The following is a 19532-nucleotide window of genomic DNA, read 5'->3' as shown; positions in this document are numbered from 1 at the left end:
GCGACGAGGTGGGCAGGCCGGTGGCGGCGGTCAGCCTGCCCCGATCAGGCCGCGCACGTAGGCGGCCTGGCCCACGTGTTGCAGGTCGTCCTCGACGACGCTCACCAACCGGACGCCGAGGGTGACCGGCGGGTCCCACGCCTCGTCGACCACGCGGTCCAGGTCCGCAGGGCCCAGGCCGGCCAGGAAGCTTCCGGAACGCGCAGCGACCGCCTCGTAGTAGTCGATCAGCGCCTGCGCGCTCTCCGGCCGCACCGCCGCGACCTGAGCGGGTGAGTGCCCGTAGCCGGTGTCGTCCGGGTCGGCGGCGAGCCCGAACCGGCCCGCCCAGTCGCCGCTCACCCAGATCTGGTCGGCGTCGAGCAGGCCGGCGACGTGGTGGTCCTGCACCCGGGTGAGGTGCCAGACCAGCCAGCCGACCGTGTTGGCGCCCGGACCGGGCTGGTGGCGCAGTTGCTCAGGGCTGAGGCCGTCGACGGCCGCGCGGACGAGATCGGGCAGCCGGTCGTACGCCTCGGTCAGCAGGTCACTCACATCCACGGGTACGCCTTCCTTGTCGGTTTCCGACCAGGTACCGCCGGATCCGGGTGCGCAAACCTCGGCCGCTACGGTGATCAAATGGTCGCCGCGGTGGAGTTGTACCTGGACCCGGACGCGACCCGCAGGATCCGGGTGCTCTGGGACGCGCTGGAGGCCGAGGGCGTGCAGAGCATGCGCTCGCTGCTGGAACAGCGCCACCGTCCACACGTCTCGCTCCTGGTGGCGCCCCGGTTCGACCCGGAGCAGGTCGCCGAGGCGCTACAGGGGACGGTGGTGGCCGCCCCGCTGCGGCTCGACTTCCAGCACGCCGGCCAGTTCGTCGGTCGGGTGCTCTGGCTCGGCCCGGCGCCCACCCCGGAGTTGCTGGCGCACCATCGGCTGGTGCACGACCGGCTCGCCGCCGCCGGCATCCCCCTCGCCGAGCACTACCAGCCGGGGCGGTGGGTGCCGCACTGCACGCTCTCCATGCGGGTGCCGAACACGCTCATGGCCGCCGCCGTACGCCGCTGTCTGGAGGTGTTGCCGCTGGCCGCGACGGTGGTCGGCGCGGCGCTCACCGACCACGCGCGCGGCATCGCCCACCCGCTGCCTTGACCGGCCCTCGACCGGCGACGCGTAATGTCCGGTTTGGCGGGCGTCAGTCGGAAACCCGAAAACAAGCGGTGCGGATGTGGCCGGGCGTGGGATGGTTCGAGTGGCCGTCGTACCGGTGGTGGGCTGCTCGCAGGCGGTCGCCCGGCCGGTGGCGCGGGGTCACCCCGCACCGCCACGGCGGCTTCGACGAGGAGAGGCAGGGCCCATGCAGGCTCAGCGCAGGCCACCGCGCACGGAGCGGAGCCAGACCCGGGACGACCGGACCGGCGGCGGGATGACCGGGGCGGCCACGCCACTGACGATCTGGGCGGCCGCCGTACTGCTCGGCCGGATCGGTGCCGGCGACGACGACGTCGAGGACGAGCGACACATCCTGCGCGGCATCGAGTGACTGTCGGCCGGGCGGCTCAGAGCCAGCCCCGCCGCTTGAAGATCACGTAGAGGGTGCCGCAGACCAGCAGCATCAACAGCAGCGCGAAGAGGTAGCCGAAGCGCCAGTTCAGCTCCGGCATGTGGACGAAGTTCATGCCGTACACGGTGCCGATGAGCGTGGGAGCGAAGAGGATCGCCGCCCAGGAGGACACCTTCTTCAGCTCCTCGTTCTGGCTGTAGCTGGCCGCTGTGAGGCTGCGCATCTCCTCGTTCTGCTGCTGCGAGACGAGCGTGGCGTTGACGGTGAGGATGTTCTGCAACAGGTGCCGGAAGCCGTCCACCCGCTCCACCACCTGGGTCAGGTGGTCGGTCACGTCGCGCAGGTAACGACGCAGCTCCTCGTCGGCGCTCGCGGTGCCGGTGCCGTCGGCCAGCGCGTCGAGCACGCTGAGCAGGGGCCGGGCGGCCCGCTGGAACTGGATGACCTCGCGGCTGAGGCCGTAGATGCGGCGGCTGGCGTTCGGGTCGCCACCGAACACCTGGGTCTCGATCTCGTCGATGTCGTTCTCCAGTCCGGCCACCACCGGCGCGTACCCGTCGACGACCTGGTCGAGGATCGCGTACAGGACCGCCTCCGGCCCCCGGGCGAGCATCTGCACCTCGGTCTCCAGCCGCCGCCGCACCGCGGCCAGGTCGGGTGCCTCACCGTGTCGAACGGTGACCACGAAGCCCGGCCCGATGAACAGGTGCAGCTCGGAGAACTCGACATCCTCCCGCAGGTCGTTGTAGCGGGCGGCGCGCAGCACCACGAACAGGGTGTGCCCGTACCGCTCCAGCTTGGGCCGCTGGTGGGCGTTGATGGCGTCCTCGACCGCCAGGTCGTGCAGCCGAAACTCGCGGGCCAGTGAGGTGACCTGCTCGATGTCGGGCCGGTACAACCCGATCCAGGCCATCGCGTCGTCCTGCTCCTGCAGGCAGCGGTACGTCTCGGCGAGGCCGGACGGCGAGGCGAACCGGTGCCCCCGGAGGTAGACAGCGCTGTCCACCAGGCCGCCGTGGGACTCGGCGGGCGACTCCGTGGGCGGCGGCACACCGACCCTCGTCTCGTACTCGTCGAGTTGGCGGCCGAAGCCACCACCCGGGCGGAAGCGACGGCCGCCGACCATGCCCTGTCCCCTCCCCCGGTGCCGTCCGGTCCAGCCCGGGGCGCTGCTTCCCCCCTGTCCCGGGCCCTGAAACCCGCGGTGGCGTCGGCTGGGTTCCGCGCACCGGCGGACGGGGACGGCCCGTCGGGCGGATACTCACGGTGACCGTGGGCGGGATGACGGGGGACGCGCCGGTGAAGGTCGACAGACGCACCGGCCGGTTGCGGGGGTGGTTGCTCGACGCCGGCTCGGACCAGGCCGTGCAGCACCCGGGGCCGCACGGGCGCCCACCGGAGCACCGGCACCACCCGTGGTGGAAGGTGATGTGCCTGACCGGTGTCGACTACTTCTCCACACTGGGTTACCAGCCGGGCATCGCGGCGCTGGCCGCCGGGGCTCTCTCACCGGTGGCGACCCTGGTGCTGGTGCTGGTGACCCTGCTGGGCGCACTGCCGGTCTACCGGCGGGTGGCGGTGGAGAGCCCGCACGGTGAGGGCTCCATCGCGATGCTGGTACGCCTGCTGGGCTACTGGCCGGGCAAGTTGCTGGTGCTGGTGCTGCTCGGTTTCGCGGCCACCGACTTCATCATCACCATCACCCTCTCGGCCGCCGACGCGACGGCGCACATCGACGAGAACCCGTTCTGGCCGAGCGGGCTCCAGGGGCACGAGGTGCTTGTCACGCTGCTGCTCGTGTCGCTGCTGGGCGCGGTGTTCCTCAAGGGATTCACCCAGGCCATCGGGATCGCCGTCGTCCTGGTCGCGATCTACCTGACGCTGAACGCGGTGGTGGTGGCCGACGCGCTGTGGCGGGTGGTGACGCATCCGAGCGCGGTCGGCGACTGGACCACCATGCTGACCACCGGGCACGGCGATCCGTGGTTGGTGGTCGGGCTGTCGCTGCTGGTCTTTCCGAAGCTGGCGTTGGGTCTGTCCGGCTTCGAGACCGGGGTGGCGGTCATGCCGAGCGTACGGGGTGACCCGCAGGACTCGGAGGCCCGACCGCTGGGCCGGATCCGTGGCGCGCGCCGGCTGCTCACCACCGCTGCGCTGATCATGAGCGCCTTCCTGATCACCAGCAGCGTGACGACCACCGTGCTCATTCCGCCGGAGGCCTTCCAGCCGGGTGGGCCGGCGAACGGGCGGGCGTTGGCCTACCTGGCGCACGCCCACCTCGGCGAGGTGTTCGGCACCATCTACGACCTGTCCACCATCGGGATCCTCTGGTTCGCCGGGGCGTCGGCGATGGCTGGTCTGCTCAACCTCGTGCCGCGCTACCTGCCCCGCTACGGCATGGCGCCGACCTGGGCGCGAGCCGTCCGGCCGCTGGTGCTGGTCTTCACCGCGGTGGCGTTCCTGATCACGATCGTCTTCGAGGCCAGCGTGGACGCGCAGGGCGGCGCGTACGCCACCGGGGTGTTGGTGTTGATCACCTCGGCCGCGACGGCGGTGACGCTCGCGGCGCTGCGGCAGCGTCAGCGCGGTCGCACCATCGCGTTCGGAGTCATCGCGGTGATCTTCGTCTACACCACGCTGGCGAACGTGGTGGAGCGCCCGAGTGGCGTCAAGATCGCGGCCTGTTTCATCGGCGGGATCATCCTGGTGTCGGTGCTGTCCCGGCTGATGCGGGCCTACGAGCTGCGCGTCGACCACGTCGAGCTGGACCCCGCCGCAGCCCGGATGATCGACGAACGCGCCGGACGGCGGATCCGCCTGATCGCGCACGAGCCCGACCGACGCGACGAGGCGGAGTACCGCGCCAAGCTGGCCCAGACCATGGCGGACAACGACTTCCCCGACGACAGTGACGTCATCTTCGTCGAGGTCAAGGTCACCGACCCGTCCGACTTCGAGACCGAGCTGCTGGTCTGCGGCGGTGTGGCCGACGGCCGCTTCCCGGTGCTCAGCCTGGCCAGCTCGTCGGTGCCCACAGCGCTCGCCGCCCTGCTGCTGGAGATCCGCGACCGCAGCCGTCGGCGCCCGCACATCTACTTCGAGTGGTCCGAGGGCGGCCCGGTTCGCAACTTCCTGCGCTACCTGGCGTTCGGACAGGGCGCGATCGCCTCGGTGACCCGGGAGATCCTGCGCCGGCAGGAGCCCGACCCGCACCGTCGACCGCACGTGCACGCCGGCTGACCTGGGAACCGGCAAGCCGTCGCGCACGGTGAGCGTGGTCATAACGACTGGACGGGTGACCCGTTGGTGCTGCTAGCCTCGGCGCAGGTCATGAGTGCCAGCGCGAAGCCCCGGCTCGCTGGCCGGCAACCCTCCTCCGCGGTGGGGTGCCCCGGGTGAAGACCAGGCATCGGCACGACGTCGGTGCAAGCGTGGCCTGGCACCCAGGTCAGCACAGACCCGGGAGAACCATGCGCATCCTCAGCACCGCCCCACCGACCGACGTCGCGGACTTCCGCACCGGTCGACCCTCGCCCGCGCTGACCCGGCGACGGCACGTGGACATGATGCGAATGTGCAGCGCCGCCTGTCGTCGCGGCATCGCGCTCTAGCACAACCCTTCCCGAACTCCTTCCCACCGGTACGCCCATCGGGCGCGCCGTCGGTGGCGCACGCCCGTGCGCGCCGAGACACCACCCTTCGGAGACACCCGTGCGATTTCTTCCTGCCCTGACCCGCGCCGCCGCCCTGGGCGCGGCCACGATCCTCGCCGCCGCCGCCCTCACCGCCTGCGGCGACGACAGCTCGTCCGACGCCACCACCAACCCGTACGGCCTGGCCCAGCCGGGCGTGCTGCGCGCCGGCACGCTGACCGACGCGCCGCCGAACGTGTACCTCAAGGACGGCACGTTCACCGGCTTCGACAACGACCTGCTGGCCGCCGTGGCCGGCAAGCTCGGCCTCACTGTCGAGTTCGTCGGCACCGACTTCTCGGCGCTGCTCAGCCAGGTAAACAACCACAAGTTCGACGTCGGCAGCTCCTCGATCACCATCACCGAGGCCCGGAAGAAGACAGTCGACTTCGGCAACGGCTACGACTTCGGCTACTTCGGCCTGGACGTTCCGGCCGGCTCGCCGATCACCAGCTTCGACCAGCTCGCCGGCAAGCGCGTCGTGGTGGTGCAGGGCACCGTCCAGGACGACTACGCCACCGGCAAGCAGCTCAACCCGGTGCGGGTGCCGGACTACAACGGCGCGATCAACCAGCTCAAGGCGGGCACCGCCGACGCGTGGATCGCCCCGGCGGAGATCGGTGAGAAGTCGGCCACCGACAGCAACGGCAAGATCACCGTGGCGGCCAAGCAGCTCAGCCCGGCACCGACCGCGTACGCCGTGGCAAAGGGCAGCGACAAGCTGCGCGAGGCGCTGAACAAGGGCCTCGACGAGGTCATCGCCGATGGCACCTGGAGCCGGTTGCAGGCGCAGTACTACCCGGGTCGGCCGATCCCGGCGGACTTCACGCCGGGCAGCGGCACGGTGCGGGCCCCGTCCGCGTCGGCCACGCCGGCAGGGCCGGCTACGCCGACGGGGCCGTCGGCGTCCACGTCGGCCGCGTCCTGAGCCGGTGACGAGCGAGCAGGGCGGTAGGAGGAGCGACCGATGGATCCGTTGAGCACCCTGTGGGAGACCTTCTTCGACTGGGACGCGATGCGCGAGGCGCTGCCCGAGATGCTGACCGTCGGGTTGCCCAACACGCTGATCCTGGCGGTCTCCGCCGCCCTGCTCGGCTCGGTGCTGGGTCTGCTGCTGGCCGTCGCCGGGATCTCGCGCAGCCGCTGGTTGCGCTGGCCGGCGCGGGTCTACACCGACGTGTTCCGGGGGCTGCCGGCCGCGGCGACGATCCTGCTGATCGGCGTCGGACTGGCTCCGCTGGGCATGCAGGTCTGGGGGCCGGATCCGTACCCGTTGGGCATCCTGGCGCTGTCGCTCATCGCCGCCGCGTACATCGGGGAGATCTTCCGCTCGGGCATCCAGTCGGTGGAGGCCGCCCAGTTGGAGGGCGCTCGGGCGCTCGGCTTCTCCTGGGCCGACGCGATGCGGCTGGTGATCGTCCCGCAGGGCATCCGGCGGGTGCTGCCGGCCTGGGTGAACCAGCTCATCGCGCTCATCAAGGACTCCAGCCTGGTCTACTTCCTCGGCCTGGTGGCCAGCCAGCGGGAGCTGTTCCGGATCGGGCAGGACTACGCGGCCACCACCGGCAACGAGTCGGCGCTGCTGCTGGCGGGGCTCTGCTACCTGGCGTTGACCGTCCCGCTGACGCACGTCGTCAACGGGATCGACCGGCGGCTGCGCAACGGTCGGCCGGCCACCGTGTCGACCGAAGAGGACGACGACACCGCGTCGTACGCCGCCCCGGAAGGAGATCGGCGATGACCAGCACCACGACGACCTCGGTCAGCCTCGACGTACGCGACGTGCACCTCGCCTTCGGACCGAACCGGGTGTTGCGCGGCGTCGACCTCTCGGTGCCGCGCGGGGCGACGGCCTGCGTCATCGGCCCGTCCGGGTCGGGCAAGTCCACGTTGCTGCGCACCATCAACCGGCTGATCGAACCGGACCGGGGCGACGTGCTGCTGGACGGGCGCAGCGTGCGGGACGACGACCCGGACGCGCTGCGGCAGCGGGTGGGCATGGTGTTCCAGCAGTTCAACCTCTTCCCGCACATGAGCGTGCTGCGCAACGTCACGCTGGCGCTGCGCCGGCTGCGCAAGCTCGGCGCGGACGAGGCGGAGACCGTGGCCCGGGCGCAGTTGGAGCTGGTGGGGCTGGCCGGCAAGGCGAATTCCCGACCGGCGCAGCTTTCCGGTGGTCAGCAGCAGCGGGTGGCGATCGCCCGTGCGCTGGCGCTGCGGCCCGAGGTGATGCTCTTCGACGAGGCGACCTCGGCGCTCGACCCGGAGTTGGTCAAGGGCGTCCTGGGGGTGATGGCCGACCTGTCCGCCGCCGGGATGACCATGGTGGTGGTGACCCACGAGATGGGCTTCGCCCGGCAGGTCGCCGACATCGTGGCCTTCATGGACCGAGGTGTGGTGCTGGAGGCCGGCCCGCCGGAGTCCATCTTCGAGCGGGCCGAGCATCCGCGGCTGCGCCGGTTCCTCGACCAGGTGCTCTGAGCCGCACCGTTCGGCCGCAGTCACTCGTTGGGCCCGCGCCCCAGCAGCCGGATCTCCTCGTTGTCCAGCGCGGCCTGGAGTTCCTGCAGCACCAGGTCGTCGATCTCCCGGCTGTCGCGCAACCGGGTGACCTCCCGCCTCTTGTGGGCGAGGACACCGAGGCGCAGTCGGCGTTCCAGCCGGCGCTCCTCGGCGGTGTTCCCACAGCTCTCGTCGAGGTCCTCCAGATGCCGCCGGTACTCGGCCTCCAGCCGACGCACCGAGTCATCCTGGGCACCGACCTCCGCGGCGACCTGCGGGAGGGCCGCCAGGCCCACCTCGGCGGCCCGCCGCCGGGCGTGCTGGGCCTCGTCCACGCGTTCCGGGTCGCCGCGCAGCCCGGCCCAGCGCACGACCAACGGCAGAGTGGTGCCCTGCAGGAGCATGATCAGCACGATCACCAGTGCGGTGACGAAGATGATCAGATCGCGTTCGACAACCGGTCGACCGCCGACCGTCACCGTCGGGACGGCCAGGGCGGCGGCCAGCGACACCGCGCCCCGGAAACCGGACCAGCCCGCGACGGTCCCCACCCGCCAGGTCGACGGCCCCTGGCTCGGATCCATGATGCGGCGCCGCCGCAGCCTCGCGGCCTGCGCGGTCAGATAGACGAAGATCAGCCGGGTGCCGATCACGACCACTGTCACCACCACCACGATCAGCAGAGCCCGCCCCGCCGAAGTGCTGGTGATGCCCCGGACCGCGCGGGGAATCTGCGTGCCGAGCAGAACGAACAATCCGCCGTTGATCAGGAAGGTGGACAGGTCCCAGAACGCGAACGCCAGCACCCGGGACCGGGCGCGGATCACCCGTGGGCCGGCGTAGGCCAGCACCAGGCCGGCGACCACCACCGCCAACACACCACTGGCGTGCACCGAGTCGGCGAGCAGGAAGGCGCCGAACGGCGTCAGCACACTGAGCGCGCCCTCGCGCAGCGGATCGTCCAGCCGCTTGCGGACCAGCACCACGGCGGTCCCCACCAGCAGACCGGCGATCACACCGCCGGCGCTGGCGCCGACGAACTCCTCGCTGACGCCGAGCACGCCCGGCTCGGCGCTCTGACTGAGCAGACCCACGGCCACCGCGAAGACCACAAGCGCGGTGCCGTCGTTGATCAAGCTCTCCGCGTGCAGGGTGGTGAGCAGCTTCCGGGGCAGCCGCTTGGCCAGGCCGGTGACTGCGGCAGCGTCGGTCGGCGCGAGGACAGCGCCGAGCACCCAGGCGGCGGCGGGGTTCACCCCGAACGCCTGCGCGGCGAACGACACCGTGACCATGGTGAGCACCACCAGCACCACGGCGAGCAGCCCGATCACCGGCAGGTTGGCCCGGATCTCCCGCAGGCTGATGGTGAGACTCTCCCGGTACAGGATCGCCGGCAGGAAGATCAGCAGGACCAGATCCGGTTCCAGGGTGACCTCGGACAGCGGCGGCGTGAACCCGAGCAGCACGCCCAACGCGATGAGCAGGACCGGCGGGGCCACCCGGTACCGACCGCCAAGGGTGGTGCCGACGAGGACGGTGACGCCGAGCACCACGATCAGGACGAGCGCCTCCACGCGTACCCCCTCCGACCATGGCCGACGGTGGACGCGCCGGTGGTTCCATCTGACCGCACCGGCCAGTGGGTTCCAGCGGAAACCGGCAAGTCACCGTGGCCGTGGGCGAGGGGTCAGGCGGTGGCGCGGGCGGTCACCGCACGGGCCGTACGACGGTGTTCGGCCGCCTCCTCGTGCCGGCCCAGCGCGGCGGCCAGGTCGGCGAGGTGCCCGGCCACCGGACCGACGGTGAGCACCCCGCTGCCGGCGGCCAGCTCGTCGGCGGCCGGCAGCAGCTCGGCGTGGACCCGGGTCATCGTGGCCCGGTCGTCGAGGGCGCGCGCCGCCCGACCGACGAGGCAGAGCCGTACCTCACGCAACAGATCGTGCGGCCCCTCGGGAAGCGCCCGCAGCGCGGCCGTGGCAGCCTCCCGGTCGTCGGCGGCGAGCAGCAGCAACGGTCGGACCCACGGTTCGTACGGACCCCAGTCCAGCTCCGCCCAGTCGTCCGCGCCGAGCCCGGTGATCAGCCGGTCGGCAGCGCCGGGTTCGGTGGTCGACAGGTCGGCGTCGACGGTGTCGGCCAGCCGCAGGCCGAGCAGGGCCAGTGGGAGCAGCCCCTGGGTCAGCCCCGGCATGCCGTCGGCGCTCACGAGGTCGGCAGCCGAACGGTACGCCCGTGCCGCCGCGTCCGAGTCGCCGTCGAGTGCCAGACGCAGCGCGGCGTACCACCGGGTGAAGACGTCGACCAACGGCAGCTCGTACCGCTCGGCGAGGCGGTCGGCGGCGCGCGCGTGCGCGTCGGCGCCGGGCCGGTCGGCCAGCGCGCAGCTGGCCTGGACCAGGACGAGATGGCCGAGCACCTCGAAGGTCACCAGGTGGTGCCGGGCTGCCAGGTCGACCAGTTCGGCGCCGATGCGGGCCCGCGCGTCGGCCAGACCGACGCGGTGGAAGGCGTGCATGAAGCGGGCGTTGAGCGCGAAGGCCAGCAGCCCGGGATCGTCGATGCCGCGGGCGATCGTCTCGGCCTCGTCGGCGGCGCGGCGGCCACGATCGGTGCTGGTGCCACGCAGCTCCAACGCGAGGGTGCTCAGCAGCCGGCTGCGCTGGGCCGTACGAGTCGGGCCGAGCGCGGTCAGGGCGTGTTCGGCGGCTCGGACGATGTGCCCGGAGAGCACGTCGTCGTCGTTGCGCGTCCAACTGGCCGGAACGTCGAAACCGGCCAGCGCATCCTGGATCAGCAGGGGATCGCCGGTGGACTCGGCGGCGGTGATCGCCTCGGCGCGCCGTCGCCGCGCCTCGGCCAGCCGGCCGGTCACGGCCAGCGCCCGCCCGAGGCCGAGCAGCGCGGTCACCCGCCCGTGCGGCTCGACCCCGCCAGCGCGGTCGTACGCGTCGATCGCCTGACCCCACAGCCGGGCCGCCTCGTGCGGGTTGCCGCCCCGTTCGGCCCGCTCGGCCGCCACCCGGGCGTACGTCGAGGCCTCGGCGGCGGCGACCGGCCCACCGGCGTGCAGCAGGTGGTATGCGAGGGCAGCCGGCTCGACGGGTTCCCGCCGTCGCAGCACCTCGGCGACGGCCGCGTGCCAGGCGGAGCGGCGCGGCGCGGACAGGTCGGCGTAGAGCGTGTCGCGGACCAGGATGTGGGTGAAGCGCAGCCGCCCGTCGGACTCCCGCTCGGTGAGGAACCCGGCCGTCAGGGCGCGGTCCACAGCGTCCAGCGCTGCCGTCGGGTCACCGGTCAACGCGCCCAGCACGTCCGGGGCGAGGTCCCGGCCGAGCACTGCCGCCTGCCGCAGCACGGTACGGGTGGGGGCGGGCAGCTGCGCCAACCGGTGCCGGATCACGTCGCGTACCCCGGGCGGCACGGCGGCCAGCCCCGCCTCCCCCACAGCCGCGTAGAGCTGGGCCAGTTCGCGGACGAAGAACGGGTTGCCGCCGCTGCGCTGATGGATCGACCGGGCGGTGGCCGGGTCCAGGTCCGTCCCGACGACGGCGCCGGCCAGCTCACCGGTCGCCGAGGCGGGCAGGCCGGCAAGGTACTCCCGGACCGGTTCCAGCCCGGCGGCGCGGCCCAGGGTGGCGGTCAGCTCCGGGCTGATCTCCGTGGCCCGGTAGGTGCCGAGGATCAGCACCGGGCCGCTGGCCGGCTGCGGGCCGGTGAGCAGTGCGGTCAACAGGTCGAGGGTGTCACCGTCGGCGCGGTGCAGGTCGTCGAGGACCAGCAGGACCGGCGCCCGGTCGGCGACCGCCGAGAGCAGCGACGCCACCGCACGGTGCCGGCGGAACCGAACCGTGGCGGGGTCGGCCGAGCCGTCGACCGGGTCGGCGGCGACCGGGGCGGGGGGCCCGGCGAGCGCGTCGGTGATCTGGGTCCACGGCCAGGCTGGCGGGGCGCCCTCGTACTCCGGGCTGCGTCCCCACGCGGTGGCCCAGCCGTCGGCGGCGAGTCGCCGGGTCAGAGCCTCGGCCAGTGCCGTCTTGCCGGCGCCCGGGTCGCCGCTGAGCAGGGCGAGCATGGGCTGGCGGCGTCGGGACGCGACGTCGGCGGCGCGCCACAGCCGCTCCAGCTCCGCGTCGCGGCCGACGAACGGGCGCTGCCCCGCCTCGACGTGCCGACCGGGTTCCCCCAGGCCGGGAGTCGTGGCGGCCGGCTCGAGGGGCGGGGTGAGGTGCGCAGCCTGGGCCAGGATGTCTGCTTCCAGTTGTCGCAGCTCGGGCCCCGGGTCCACGCCCAGCTCGGTCACCAGGACGTGGCGGGCCTCCCGCAGCGCGGCCAGCGCGTCACCCTGCCGGCCGGCGCGGTACCGGGCCACCGCGAGCAGTCGCCAGGCGTCCTCCCGCAGCGGGTAGCTGGCCAGGTGTGCCGGTAGCTCCGCGGCGGCCTCGTCCGGTCGACCCAGCGCCAGGAGCGCCTCGGCCCGCCGCTCGACAGCGAGCATCCGCAGCTCGTCCAGCCGGTTGATCTCCGCGACCGCCCACGACTCGTTGGCGCAGTCGGCGTACGCGGGCCCGCGCCAGAGCCCGAGTGCCGCGTCCAGCGCGGCCAGGGCCGGCGCGGGACGTCCCGCCGCCAGCAGCCGGGCCGCCTCCCCGACGGCCACCTCGAACTGTCCCGCGTCCACCGCCTCCGGGGCGGCCTTCAACACGTACCCGGGCGGCTCGGTGACCAGGAGCCGGGGCGGCTGCCGGGGTGGTCGATCGGGCTCCAGAGCCCGGCGCAGGTCGGCGACGAAGGTTCGGATCGCTCCCACCGCGCCGTCCGGTGCGACCTCCCACAGGTCGTCGACGAGACGATCCACCGGCACCACCCGACCGTGGGCGATCAACAGCCGGCCCAGCACCAGGCGCTGCCGGTGTCCCCGCAGCGGGACCGGGCCACGCTCGGTCGCGGCGGTCACCGGCCCGAGTACGCCGAAGGTCACCGCGACGGGCGCCGTCAGCTGCCTGGTCATGGCACCACAGTAGGCGGGTGACCCGGCCGGCACTGATCCGATACTGACCCGCTGCTGATCACCGCCGGGCAGTCTCAATGAGGTACGACGGCGGCGGGCCACCGCCCCTCGCCGGCACTCCTCCCCAGGAAGGTTCCCCGTGGACCCCAGGATCAACGGATTCGACTACCGCCGCGTCACCGTCGCCGACGGGGTGACGCTCAACGCCGCCGTGAGCGGTTCCGGGCCGGCGGTCGTGCTGTTGCACGGCTTTCCGCAGACCCACCTCATGTGGCGGCACGTCGCGGCCGACCTGGCCGCCGACCACACGGTCATCTGCCCCGACCTGCGCGGCTACGGCGACAGCGACAAACCCCTCGACACCGACGGCGCCAGGTACGCCAAGCGCACCATGGCCGCCGACGTGGTGGCGCTGGCCGGCGCGCTCGGTCACGACCGGTTCGCGTTGGCCGGGCACGACCGGGGCGCCCTGGTCGCGTTCCGCGCCGGCCTCGATCATCCGACGGCGATCAGTCAGCTGGCCCTGCTCGACGTGCTACCCACCCTGGACATGTGGGACGTGCTGCACGGCACCAGCGCCGCTGTGGCGTTCCACCTATACCTGATGGCGCAGCCGCCCGGCCTTCCCGAAGAGCTGATCGGCGGCAGCCCGGACGCCTTCTTCGGTCACTTCCTGGACATCTGGACCCGTGACCCGGAGGCCCTGCCGGCGGAGGTGCGGGCCGCGTACCTGCGCGCGTCCCGCGACGCCGTCCCCTCGATCGTCGCCGACTACCGGGCGTCGGCCGGGATCGACGTGGCCCACGACACCGCTGACCGGGCGGCCGGCAACCAGCTGCGGATGCCGGTGACGGTGCTCCAGCAGGACTGGGGCGCGGCGCTGGGCTACGACGCGGCGGCGGTGTGGCGGGCCTGGGCGCCGGATCTGGACCACCAGACGGTCAGCTGCGGACACTTCATGGCGGAGGAGGCTCCGGCCGAGGTGCTCCGGGCGCTGCGCAAGCTGCTCGCTCGTTGATCCACCGGCGACCCGGCCCACCACTGCCACCCTGGGCAAATATCCGACACCAATTGTCCCGGGTGGCCGTGCGGCCGGGTCGCCGCGCTTCAGCCGCGCCAGAGCCCCAGAACCGGCCGTTAACAGGCTTTGACCTGCGGTAATGCGACGTTACACCAGGTGGACGCCAACCGGTAATCGGTGATACACAGGCAGATACCGGCAGCCAACGACGTCGAGTCGCTCCATTTTCTCGTCCAACGACCGCCCACAGGCAACGCACCACCGGGCTTCGCCGCACGGGCCGCAGCTCGACAGGCGCGACCCACCGAACGGCATGGTCCACCTGGCGTTGCCCGACGCCGGTCCTCGACCAAGGAGTTGCCGTGCGAAACCTACGTATCCGATGCCGCCAGCAGCCGTACGAGATCGCCGTCCTGGCCGCAGCGCCCCTCTGCGGCATTCTGCTGATGACCCTCAATGTCCGGCCGGTGTCCGTTCAGAGTTCGATGCCGGAGCCCATCCAGGTCGCCTGGGAGCTGGGTCTGGTCGCGGTGGGCGTGGGTGGGCTACTGGGCATCCTCTGGCCCGGCCGACTCTCCACCGGCCTCGGCCTCGAACTCGCGTCGGTGCTGGTGCTCGGCACGATCACCGGCATGTACGTGGTAGCCCTGTTGGTCATGTCGGGTCGAAATTCCATCGTCGCCACGTCGTTCGTGATGGCGGTGACGGTCGGATCGCTCTGGCGGGCCGCGCAGATCGCCATCGACCTGCGTCGCCTGGCCCGAGCGTGCGAATTTGTGACCTACGAGCAGCTGCAGGCAGGTGTCACGTGAATACCGCACCCCCGCCAGCCGCACCGCACTGGGTGCAGGTGGCGCTCAGCGTGCTCGGCATCCTCGGCGGAGGCACCGGCCTGGCCGCGATCGCCGCCGTGGTGGCGCAGCGGGGCAAGTTCAAGGCCGACGCCGCCGACACGCTCACCGAGGCCGCCCTCACGCTCGTACAGCCGTTGCAGACGCGGATCAGCCAGTTGGAGGGCGAGGCGTTCAGCGCACGGTCCGAGCTGGGGGTGCTCCGCGAGCAGGTCAACCAGTTGCAGTTCGTGGTCCGGGTGCTCACCCGGACGCTGGACCGCTGGCGGGCCGCGATCCGTGCCCCCGACGCCACACTGCGGAAGGTCCGCGCGACGGTCGCGGAGTCCGACCGGATTCCCGAGATGGATCGTTGACCGACGTTGGTCCCGCCCCGCCCGCCCCCAGCCGGCAGGGTCAGCCAGCACCACGGAGGCGTTCGGTGAGTTCGCGCACCGCCGCCCGGAACTCGGGGTCGGTCTCGCCCGGATGGTGCCCCCGCAGCGGCGGCGCGGACCGCTCCCCCGGTGCCGGCAGCAGGCCCGGTGGGTCCCGCAACCGCCTGTCGACCTGGCCTGCCGGATCGGCCGGGTCCGGCGCCGGATCGCCGGGATGGTGTGCGGCGAAGACCCAGCCGCCGACCGGGTCGGTGTCGCGCCACAGGTTGAGCCACCGCCACTCGACCCGCTCCCCCACCGCCCGCAGCACGTCCTGGTTGAGGTAGGCCGGAAAGAGCCGGGCGTACAGGCGGTCCAGCGGTGACCCGTAGGTGAGCAGCGCGACCCGTTGACGTACGTGCGGGGGCAGCCGCAGCACCGCGAGCGCGAGCAGCGCGGACCCGTGGCTGTGTCCACAGAGCAACACCCCGGCGTGCCGCTCGGTCAGCTGGCTGATCCGGTCGGCCAGCTCCGGCACCGCCCGGTCGGCGTAACTCGGCGGTGCGAACGGGTGCGCGGCCCGGGGCCAGAAGGTGCCCAGGTCCCACAGGATGCCGACGTGCCGGCGAAACCACGCGGTCCGATAGGCGAACACGCCACCGGTCAACAGCGTCAGCAGCAACGCGGCCAGGAGGTAGCTGCCACCGCTGAGCCCCATCTGAACGGCTGCGGCCGGCAGCCCGAGCAGCTGCCGCGCCACCTCCTCCGGTTCGCGCCCGGTACGCCCCACCAGGCTCGTCATCAGTCCGACCACAGCGAGCGCCGCGTACGTGGCGGCCAGCAGACCCAACCATTCGGTGAACCGCGCCCGGGCGATGGTCTTCGTCACCAGCCGCAGCCGACCGACCGCCTCCGGTGGCACGACCGGGAAGTCACGGGCGGCGATCGCCGCCGCCGCACGCCGTCGGCGCCGCAGCGACACGACGCTCATCGCGCCGCACAGCAGCGCCGCCGCGACCACGTGCAGGAAGAACGCCAGCAGCGTCCAGCGGTAGGGCAACGGTGGTCCACCGTCACCGCGGTAGCCGCCGAGCAGCTCCCCCGTCTGGTAGACGAGGCCGGAGGAGAGCGCGCCGGTCAGGCCCACCGCCAGGGCGGCGAGGACCGCCGCGCCCAGGCCACCCGGCAGCGCGGACCGGCCGCCCACCCGACCGTGCTGCCACAGCACCACTCCGCTGAGCAGCACCAGCAAGATCATCTGGCCGAACAGCGCCGCGCCCGCGATCCCGCCGTAGCCGGGAAGCCCGGACGCCGACGACCAGTCACGCCGGTCGCCCGCCACGGTGACCAGGGTCGCCACGCTCAAAACGGCCGCCACCACGCCCACCGCGCGGGCGGTCCAGGTGGCCGTCCGTGCGGTCGCCGCGCGGTCGATCATCCCCGGGACGGCGAGCAGACCGACGCAGACCAGCAGCACCGCCGCGCTGAGCGCCAGCAGCAGCGTCGTGGAGAACGTCGCGCCGGTGCCGCAACGGGCCGCGAGCAGCACGACATTGAGTACGGCGAGCGCGGCCGCGACGTGGATCGCGCGCAGCCGGTGCACCAGCGGCTCCACCGCCCACAGTGGGTTGCCGGCCGGACCGGACCGACGGGCACCGAGGAGACGCAGGACCGCTATGGCGGCGATCGGCAGGAGCGCCAGCACGGCCAGCCGCTGCCCGACGGGCCAGCCGTCGAGCCCGGCCATCGTGTCGAAGGGCGGGCGGCAGCGGGCCGCACCGAGACACCGCCAGGCGAGCAGGTCGAGGGCGACTCCCGAGATGGACACCACGTACAGCACTGTGAGGTTGAGCGCGAGGAGCCGACACAGCGCGCTGACCCCGGCGGCGCGGCGGCCGGTGGGGCGCATCCACACGGCCACGTTGCTGAGCATGAACGGCAGCAGGAAGACCATCGCGAGGGTCCGACCGACGGTGCCCGAGGGCAGATCACCCCAGCGGTACGCCTCCAGCGTCACCCCGTCCGGGTCGACGCCGTCCGATCGGGCGGGGCGGTGGAAACCCCCGCTGCTGTCGCCGGCGACCTGCCGGACCTGCGGCTGGTCGAGGATGACAGTGGGGTCCGCCCCGGACACACCGTGCACCCGCAACTCCACCACGTCGTGTCGTCGCGGTTGGTCGCCGTGCTGCGCTCGTCCCTGCGGCATCGGGTCAGCTATCCGGCTAGCCGCTGGTCGGCCCGGTCGCTCTCCCTGGCCTGGCGGATGAACTGCCACAGCTTCGGCATCGCGTCGAAGAGGACGATCAGCAGCAGCACCATGGCGACGACGGCGCTGTTGACGATCTGCGGTTGCCCCACGGTGACCAGCCCACCCACGATGAGGGCCGGCACACCGACCAGTCGTGCCCAGGGTCGGCTGCCGTCGACCATCGCCGCGAGCAGGATCCGGGCCGTCAGGAACAGCGCGGGCCCGATGACGCCCACCGTCAGCTGCCTCATGTCGTGTTCGCCCGGATCGTCGATCGCCATCTCCATGGCCACCGAGGTGGCCAACACCCCGGCGATCATGACGAGATTCAAATAGCCCGCCAGCAGCGTCAACTTGCTGCCGGGCGGGCCCTCCGCCTCGATCCTGGCGCCCAGCCGCGCGCCGGTGGGCACCAGATACAGCCGGGCGAGGGCCGCCGCGGTCACGAACGCCAGGGCGAAGGCCAGAGTGCTGTCCCGGTCCAGACCGGACCCGCTGTAGGTGATGCCGGAGATCAGAATCAGCTCGCCCAGGGCGATGATGAAGATCTGTTGGTACCGCTCGGACAGGTGCGAGCCGTTCACCCGGAGTTCCGGCCAGGTGCTCCGCCCGAGCCCGGGGAGCGGCCAGCGCAGCCATGCGAGTCCGTAATCCATGATGAGGGCCAGCACCCAGAGCACCTCCCGGGCCGGGGCCACGGCCGCCCCGACCACCCACAGCACACCGGAGATCGCGAACCAGACCGCCACCCGCAGACTGCGCAGTTGCAGCGGATGCCCGCGCAGCGCGGGGATCAGCATCGCCGCCCGGCCCAGGTGGATGGTCACATAGGCGACGGCGAACACCAGGGCGTGCCCGTCGAACGTGGTGGGTACGGCCGCGGCCATCAGCAGGCCACCGAACATCACCCAGAGCAGCAGTGCGACGACCAGCGGGGCCCGCGGGTCGAACCAGTCGGCCGACCAGGCGGTCACGAACCACACCCACCAGAGCGCCGCCAGCATCAACGTCACCTGTATACCGCCGTTGAGGCTGAGATCGTCGAGCAGCGCCCGGGACAGTTGGGTCAGCGCGAAGATGAACGCCAGGTCGAAGAAGAGCTCCAGGAACGAGGCCTTGCGGGGGTACTCCCGCCGTAGCAGCAACCGTTCCGCAAGCCCGCTCGCCATCGCCATCCTTCCCGGGCCCGCAGCGGCCACCGCCGACCCAGTCGTACCACCTGGACGACCGGGTACGGGCGGGTTCCGGCGAGCCCGACCACCCGGGCGAGCCCGGCCACCCAGGTCAGCGGCCGGTGCTGACGGCCCGCTCGGAGATCAGGTCGGACGCCACGGTCCAGAGCCGCTCGGCATTGCCCGGGTCGACCGCGTACGCGGCCACGCCGCTGTAGTCGGCCGGCCGCTCGGTGACTGTCGGAGCCTCGGCGCAGTCCTCGAAGTAGCGACCACCGACGCCGTTCAGCAACGGGGACGCCGCGAGCAACACCGAGGTCGCCGCGCCCTGCTGCGGTGTCTTCTGCCGTTCCTTGGGCGTCCGCAGGCCGCCGGTGTGCTTCTGCAGGCCGGTGGCGATGGCGCCCGGGTTGAGCGCGTTGGCGTAGATGCCCTCGCCGGCCCAGCGGCGGGTGGTTTCCACGGCGAGCAGCGCCTCGGCGCTCTTGGACTGCCCGTAGGCCAGCAGCGGGTCGTACGGCCGGAACGCGAAGTGCAGGTCGTCGAAGATCACCGGAGAGAAGAGGTTGCCGCTGGAGCTGACCGACACCACCCGGGCGCCGCCGGCCGCGGCGAGGGCGTCGTGCAGGCCGACGGTCAACGCGAAGTGCCCCATGAAGTTGGTGGCGAACTGCATCTCCCAGCCCTCGGCGGTGCGCTCCAGCTCGGGCAGCGCCATGATCCCCGCGTTGTTGACCAGGATGTGCAGCGGCTGGTCCCAGCCGCCGACGAACTGGCGTACCGAGGTCTGGTCGGCCAGGTCCAGCGCGCGGACGGTGACCCGCTCCGCGCCGATGCCGGCCGCGATGTCGGCGGCGGCCTGCTCACCCGCCGAGACCCGGCGGACCCCGAGCACGACCTCGGCGCCGGCGGCGGCGAGCGAACGGGCCGTCTCGACGCCGATACCGGCGGCACCGCCGGTGATGATCGCCCGCTTGCCGGTCAGGTCGACCCCGGCGATGACCTCGTCGGCGGTCGAGGCGAACCCGAAGGGGGTGGTGATGCGCTCTGTCATTGCTGTCCCGTCTCTCGATCACGCTTACCCCGACACTGTCACCCCGGTGGCAGGGGTTAGCCGGTTCCCTGCTTTTCCTGGT

General features: G+C 72.3%; 17 protein-coding genes and 1 riboswitch. Of the genes, 10 read left to right on the top strand and 7 right to left on the bottom strand.

The window, feature by feature from the left end; all coding sequences use genetic code 11:
• Nucleotides 1-30 precede the first annotated feature (30 nt).
• Nucleotides 31-540, bottom strand: a complete 510-nt coding sequence (locus ABZU74_RS12160) for a DUF664 domain-containing protein (protein WP_355421776.1) — start codon at nucleotides 538-540, stop codon at nucleotides 31-33.
• Nucleotides 541-618: 78 nt separating this feature from the next.
• Between ABZU74_RS12160 and ABZU74_RS12155 the strand changes: the two genes are divergently transcribed.
• Complete coding sequence (locus tag ABZU74_RS12155) at nucleotides 619-1134, top strand: 2'-5' RNA ligase family protein (protein WP_355421773.1); 516 nt, start codon at nucleotides 619-621, stop codon at nucleotides 1132-1134.
• Between the two features lie 205 nt (nucleotides 1135-1339).
• The gene (locus ABZU74_RS12150) at nucleotides 1340-1525 is read left to right on the top strand and encodes a hypothetical protein (protein WP_091401337.1); all 186 of its coding nucleotides are present in this window, start codon (nucleotides 1340-1342) and stop codon (nucleotides 1523-1525) included.
• 16 nt (nucleotides 1526-1541) lie between these two features.
• Here ABZU74_RS12150 and corA read toward each other — a convergent pair whose 3' ends face one another.
• On the bottom strand, nucleotides 1542-2672 hold the full coding sequence (gene corA, locus ABZU74_RS12145) for a magnesium/cobalt transporter CorA (RefSeq protein WP_355421770.1): 1131 nt from the start codon (nucleotides 2670-2672) through the stop codon (nucleotides 1542-1544).
• A gap of 155 nt (nucleotides 2673-2827) precedes the next feature.
• On the opposite strand from corA, the gene ABZU74_RS12140 reads away from it, so the two are divergent.
• From ABZU74_RS12140 to ABZU74_RS12120, 5 genes are all read left to right on the top strand, one after another.
• A complete protein-coding gene (locus ABZU74_RS12140; RefSeq protein WP_355421769.1) occupies nucleotides 2828-4786 on the top strand; it encodes an amino acid transporter in 1959 nt (652 codons plus the stop codon).
• Nucleotides 4787-4872: 86 nt separating this feature from the next.
• Nucleotides 4873-4984, top strand: a riboswitch (SAM riboswitch).
• A gap of 32 nt (nucleotides 4985-5016) precedes the next feature.
• The gene (locus ABZU74_RS12135; RefSeq protein ID WP_355421767.1) at nucleotides 5017-5157 is read left to right on the top strand and encodes a hypothetical protein; all 141 of its coding nucleotides are present in this window, start codon (nucleotides 5017-5019) and stop codon (nucleotides 5155-5157) included.
• Nucleotides 5158-5257: 100 nt separating this feature from the next.
• Complete coding sequence (locus tag ABZU74_RS12130; protein ID WP_355421764.1) at nucleotides 5258-6166, top strand: ABC transporter substrate-binding protein; 909 nt, start codon at nucleotides 5258-5260, stop codon at nucleotides 6164-6166.
• A gap of 39 nt (nucleotides 6167-6205) precedes the next feature.
• Nucleotides 6206-6979 carry an amino acid ABC transporter permease gene (locus ABZU74_RS12125; RefSeq protein ID WP_355421761.1) on the top strand — a complete coding sequence of 258 codons (774 nt, stop codon included), beginning with the start codon at nucleotides 6206-6208 and terminating at the stop codon, nucleotides 6977-6979.
• Entirely contained in the window at nucleotides 6976-7719 is a 744-nt protein-coding gene (locus ABZU74_RS12120; protein ID WP_355421758.1) for an amino acid ABC transporter ATP-binding protein, read from the top strand. The genes ABZU74_RS12125 and ABZU74_RS12120 overlap by 4 nt, the downstream gene beginning before the upstream one ends.
• A gap of 20 nt (nucleotides 7720-7739) precedes the next feature.
• On the opposite strand, the gene ABZU74_RS12115 is transcribed toward ABZU74_RS12120, so the two are convergent.
• Together ABZU74_RS12115 and ABZU74_RS12110 are read right to left on the bottom strand one after the other, a co-directional pair.
• Nucleotides 7740-9314, bottom strand: coding sequence for a Na+/H+ antiporter (locus ABZU74_RS12115; RefSeq protein WP_355421755.1), 1575 nt, complete (start codon nucleotides 9312-9314; stop codon nucleotides 7740-7742).
• Nucleotides 9315-9427: 113 nt separating this feature from the next.
• Nucleotides 9428-12748, bottom strand: coding sequence for a BTAD domain-containing putative transcriptional regulator (locus ABZU74_RS12110; protein WP_355421753.1), 3321 nt, complete (start codon nucleotides 12746-12748; stop codon nucleotides 9428-9430).
• Between the two features lie 139 nt (nucleotides 12749-12887).
• On the opposite strand from ABZU74_RS12110, the gene ABZU74_RS12105 reads away from it, so the two are divergent.
• The 3 genes from ABZU74_RS12105 (at nucleotide 12888) to ABZU74_RS12095 (ending at nucleotide 14976) form a co-directional block, all read left to right on the top strand.
• Complete coding sequence (locus tag ABZU74_RS12105) at nucleotides 12888-13766, top strand: alpha/beta hydrolase (RefSeq protein WP_355421750.1); 879 nt, start codon at nucleotides 12888-12890, stop codon at nucleotides 13764-13766.
• Between the two features lie 365 nt (nucleotides 13767-14131).
• A complete protein-coding gene (locus ABZU74_RS12100; RefSeq protein ID WP_355421747.1) occupies nucleotides 14132-14581 on the top strand; it encodes a hypothetical protein in 450 nt (149 codons plus the stop codon).
• On the top strand, nucleotides 14578-14976 hold the full coding sequence (locus ABZU74_RS12095; RefSeq protein ID WP_355421744.1) for a hypothetical protein: 399 nt from the start codon (nucleotides 14578-14580) through the stop codon (nucleotides 14974-14976). Before ABZU74_RS12100 ends, ABZU74_RS12095 begins: the two co-directional genes overlap by 4 nt.
• Nucleotides 14977-15016: 40 nt before the next feature.
• Here ABZU74_RS12095 and ABZU74_RS12090 read toward each other — a convergent pair whose 3' ends face one another.
• From ABZU74_RS12090 to ABZU74_RS12080, 3 genes are all read right to left on the bottom strand, one after another.
• Nucleotides 15017-17182, bottom strand: a complete 2166-nt coding sequence (locus ABZU74_RS12090; protein ID WP_355421741.1) for a hypothetical protein — start codon at nucleotides 17180-17182, stop codon at nucleotides 15017-15019.
• Nucleotides 17183-17190: 8 nt separating this feature from the next.
• Nucleotides 17191-18393 carry a low temperature requirement protein A gene (locus ABZU74_RS12085; protein WP_355421738.1) on the bottom strand — a complete coding sequence of 401 codons (1203 nt, stop codon included), beginning with the start codon at nucleotides 18391-18393 and terminating at the stop codon, nucleotides 17191-17193.
• A gap of 115 nt (nucleotides 18394-18508) precedes the next feature.
• The gene (locus tag ABZU74_RS12080) at nucleotides 18509-19450 is read right to left on the bottom strand and encodes an SDR family NAD(P)-dependent oxidoreductase (protein WP_355421735.1); all 942 of its coding nucleotides are present in this window, start codon (nucleotides 19448-19450) and stop codon (nucleotides 18509-18511) included.
• Nucleotides 19451-19532: the final 82 nt, after the last annotated feature.

This window comes from Micromonospora sp. NPDC005171 (assembly GCF_040608575.1).
Classification (GTDB): domain Bacteria; phylum Actinomycetota; class Actinomycetes; order Mycobacteriales; family Micromonosporaceae; genus Micromonospora.
This window is presented reverse-complemented; position numbering and strand designations above follow the sequence as displayed.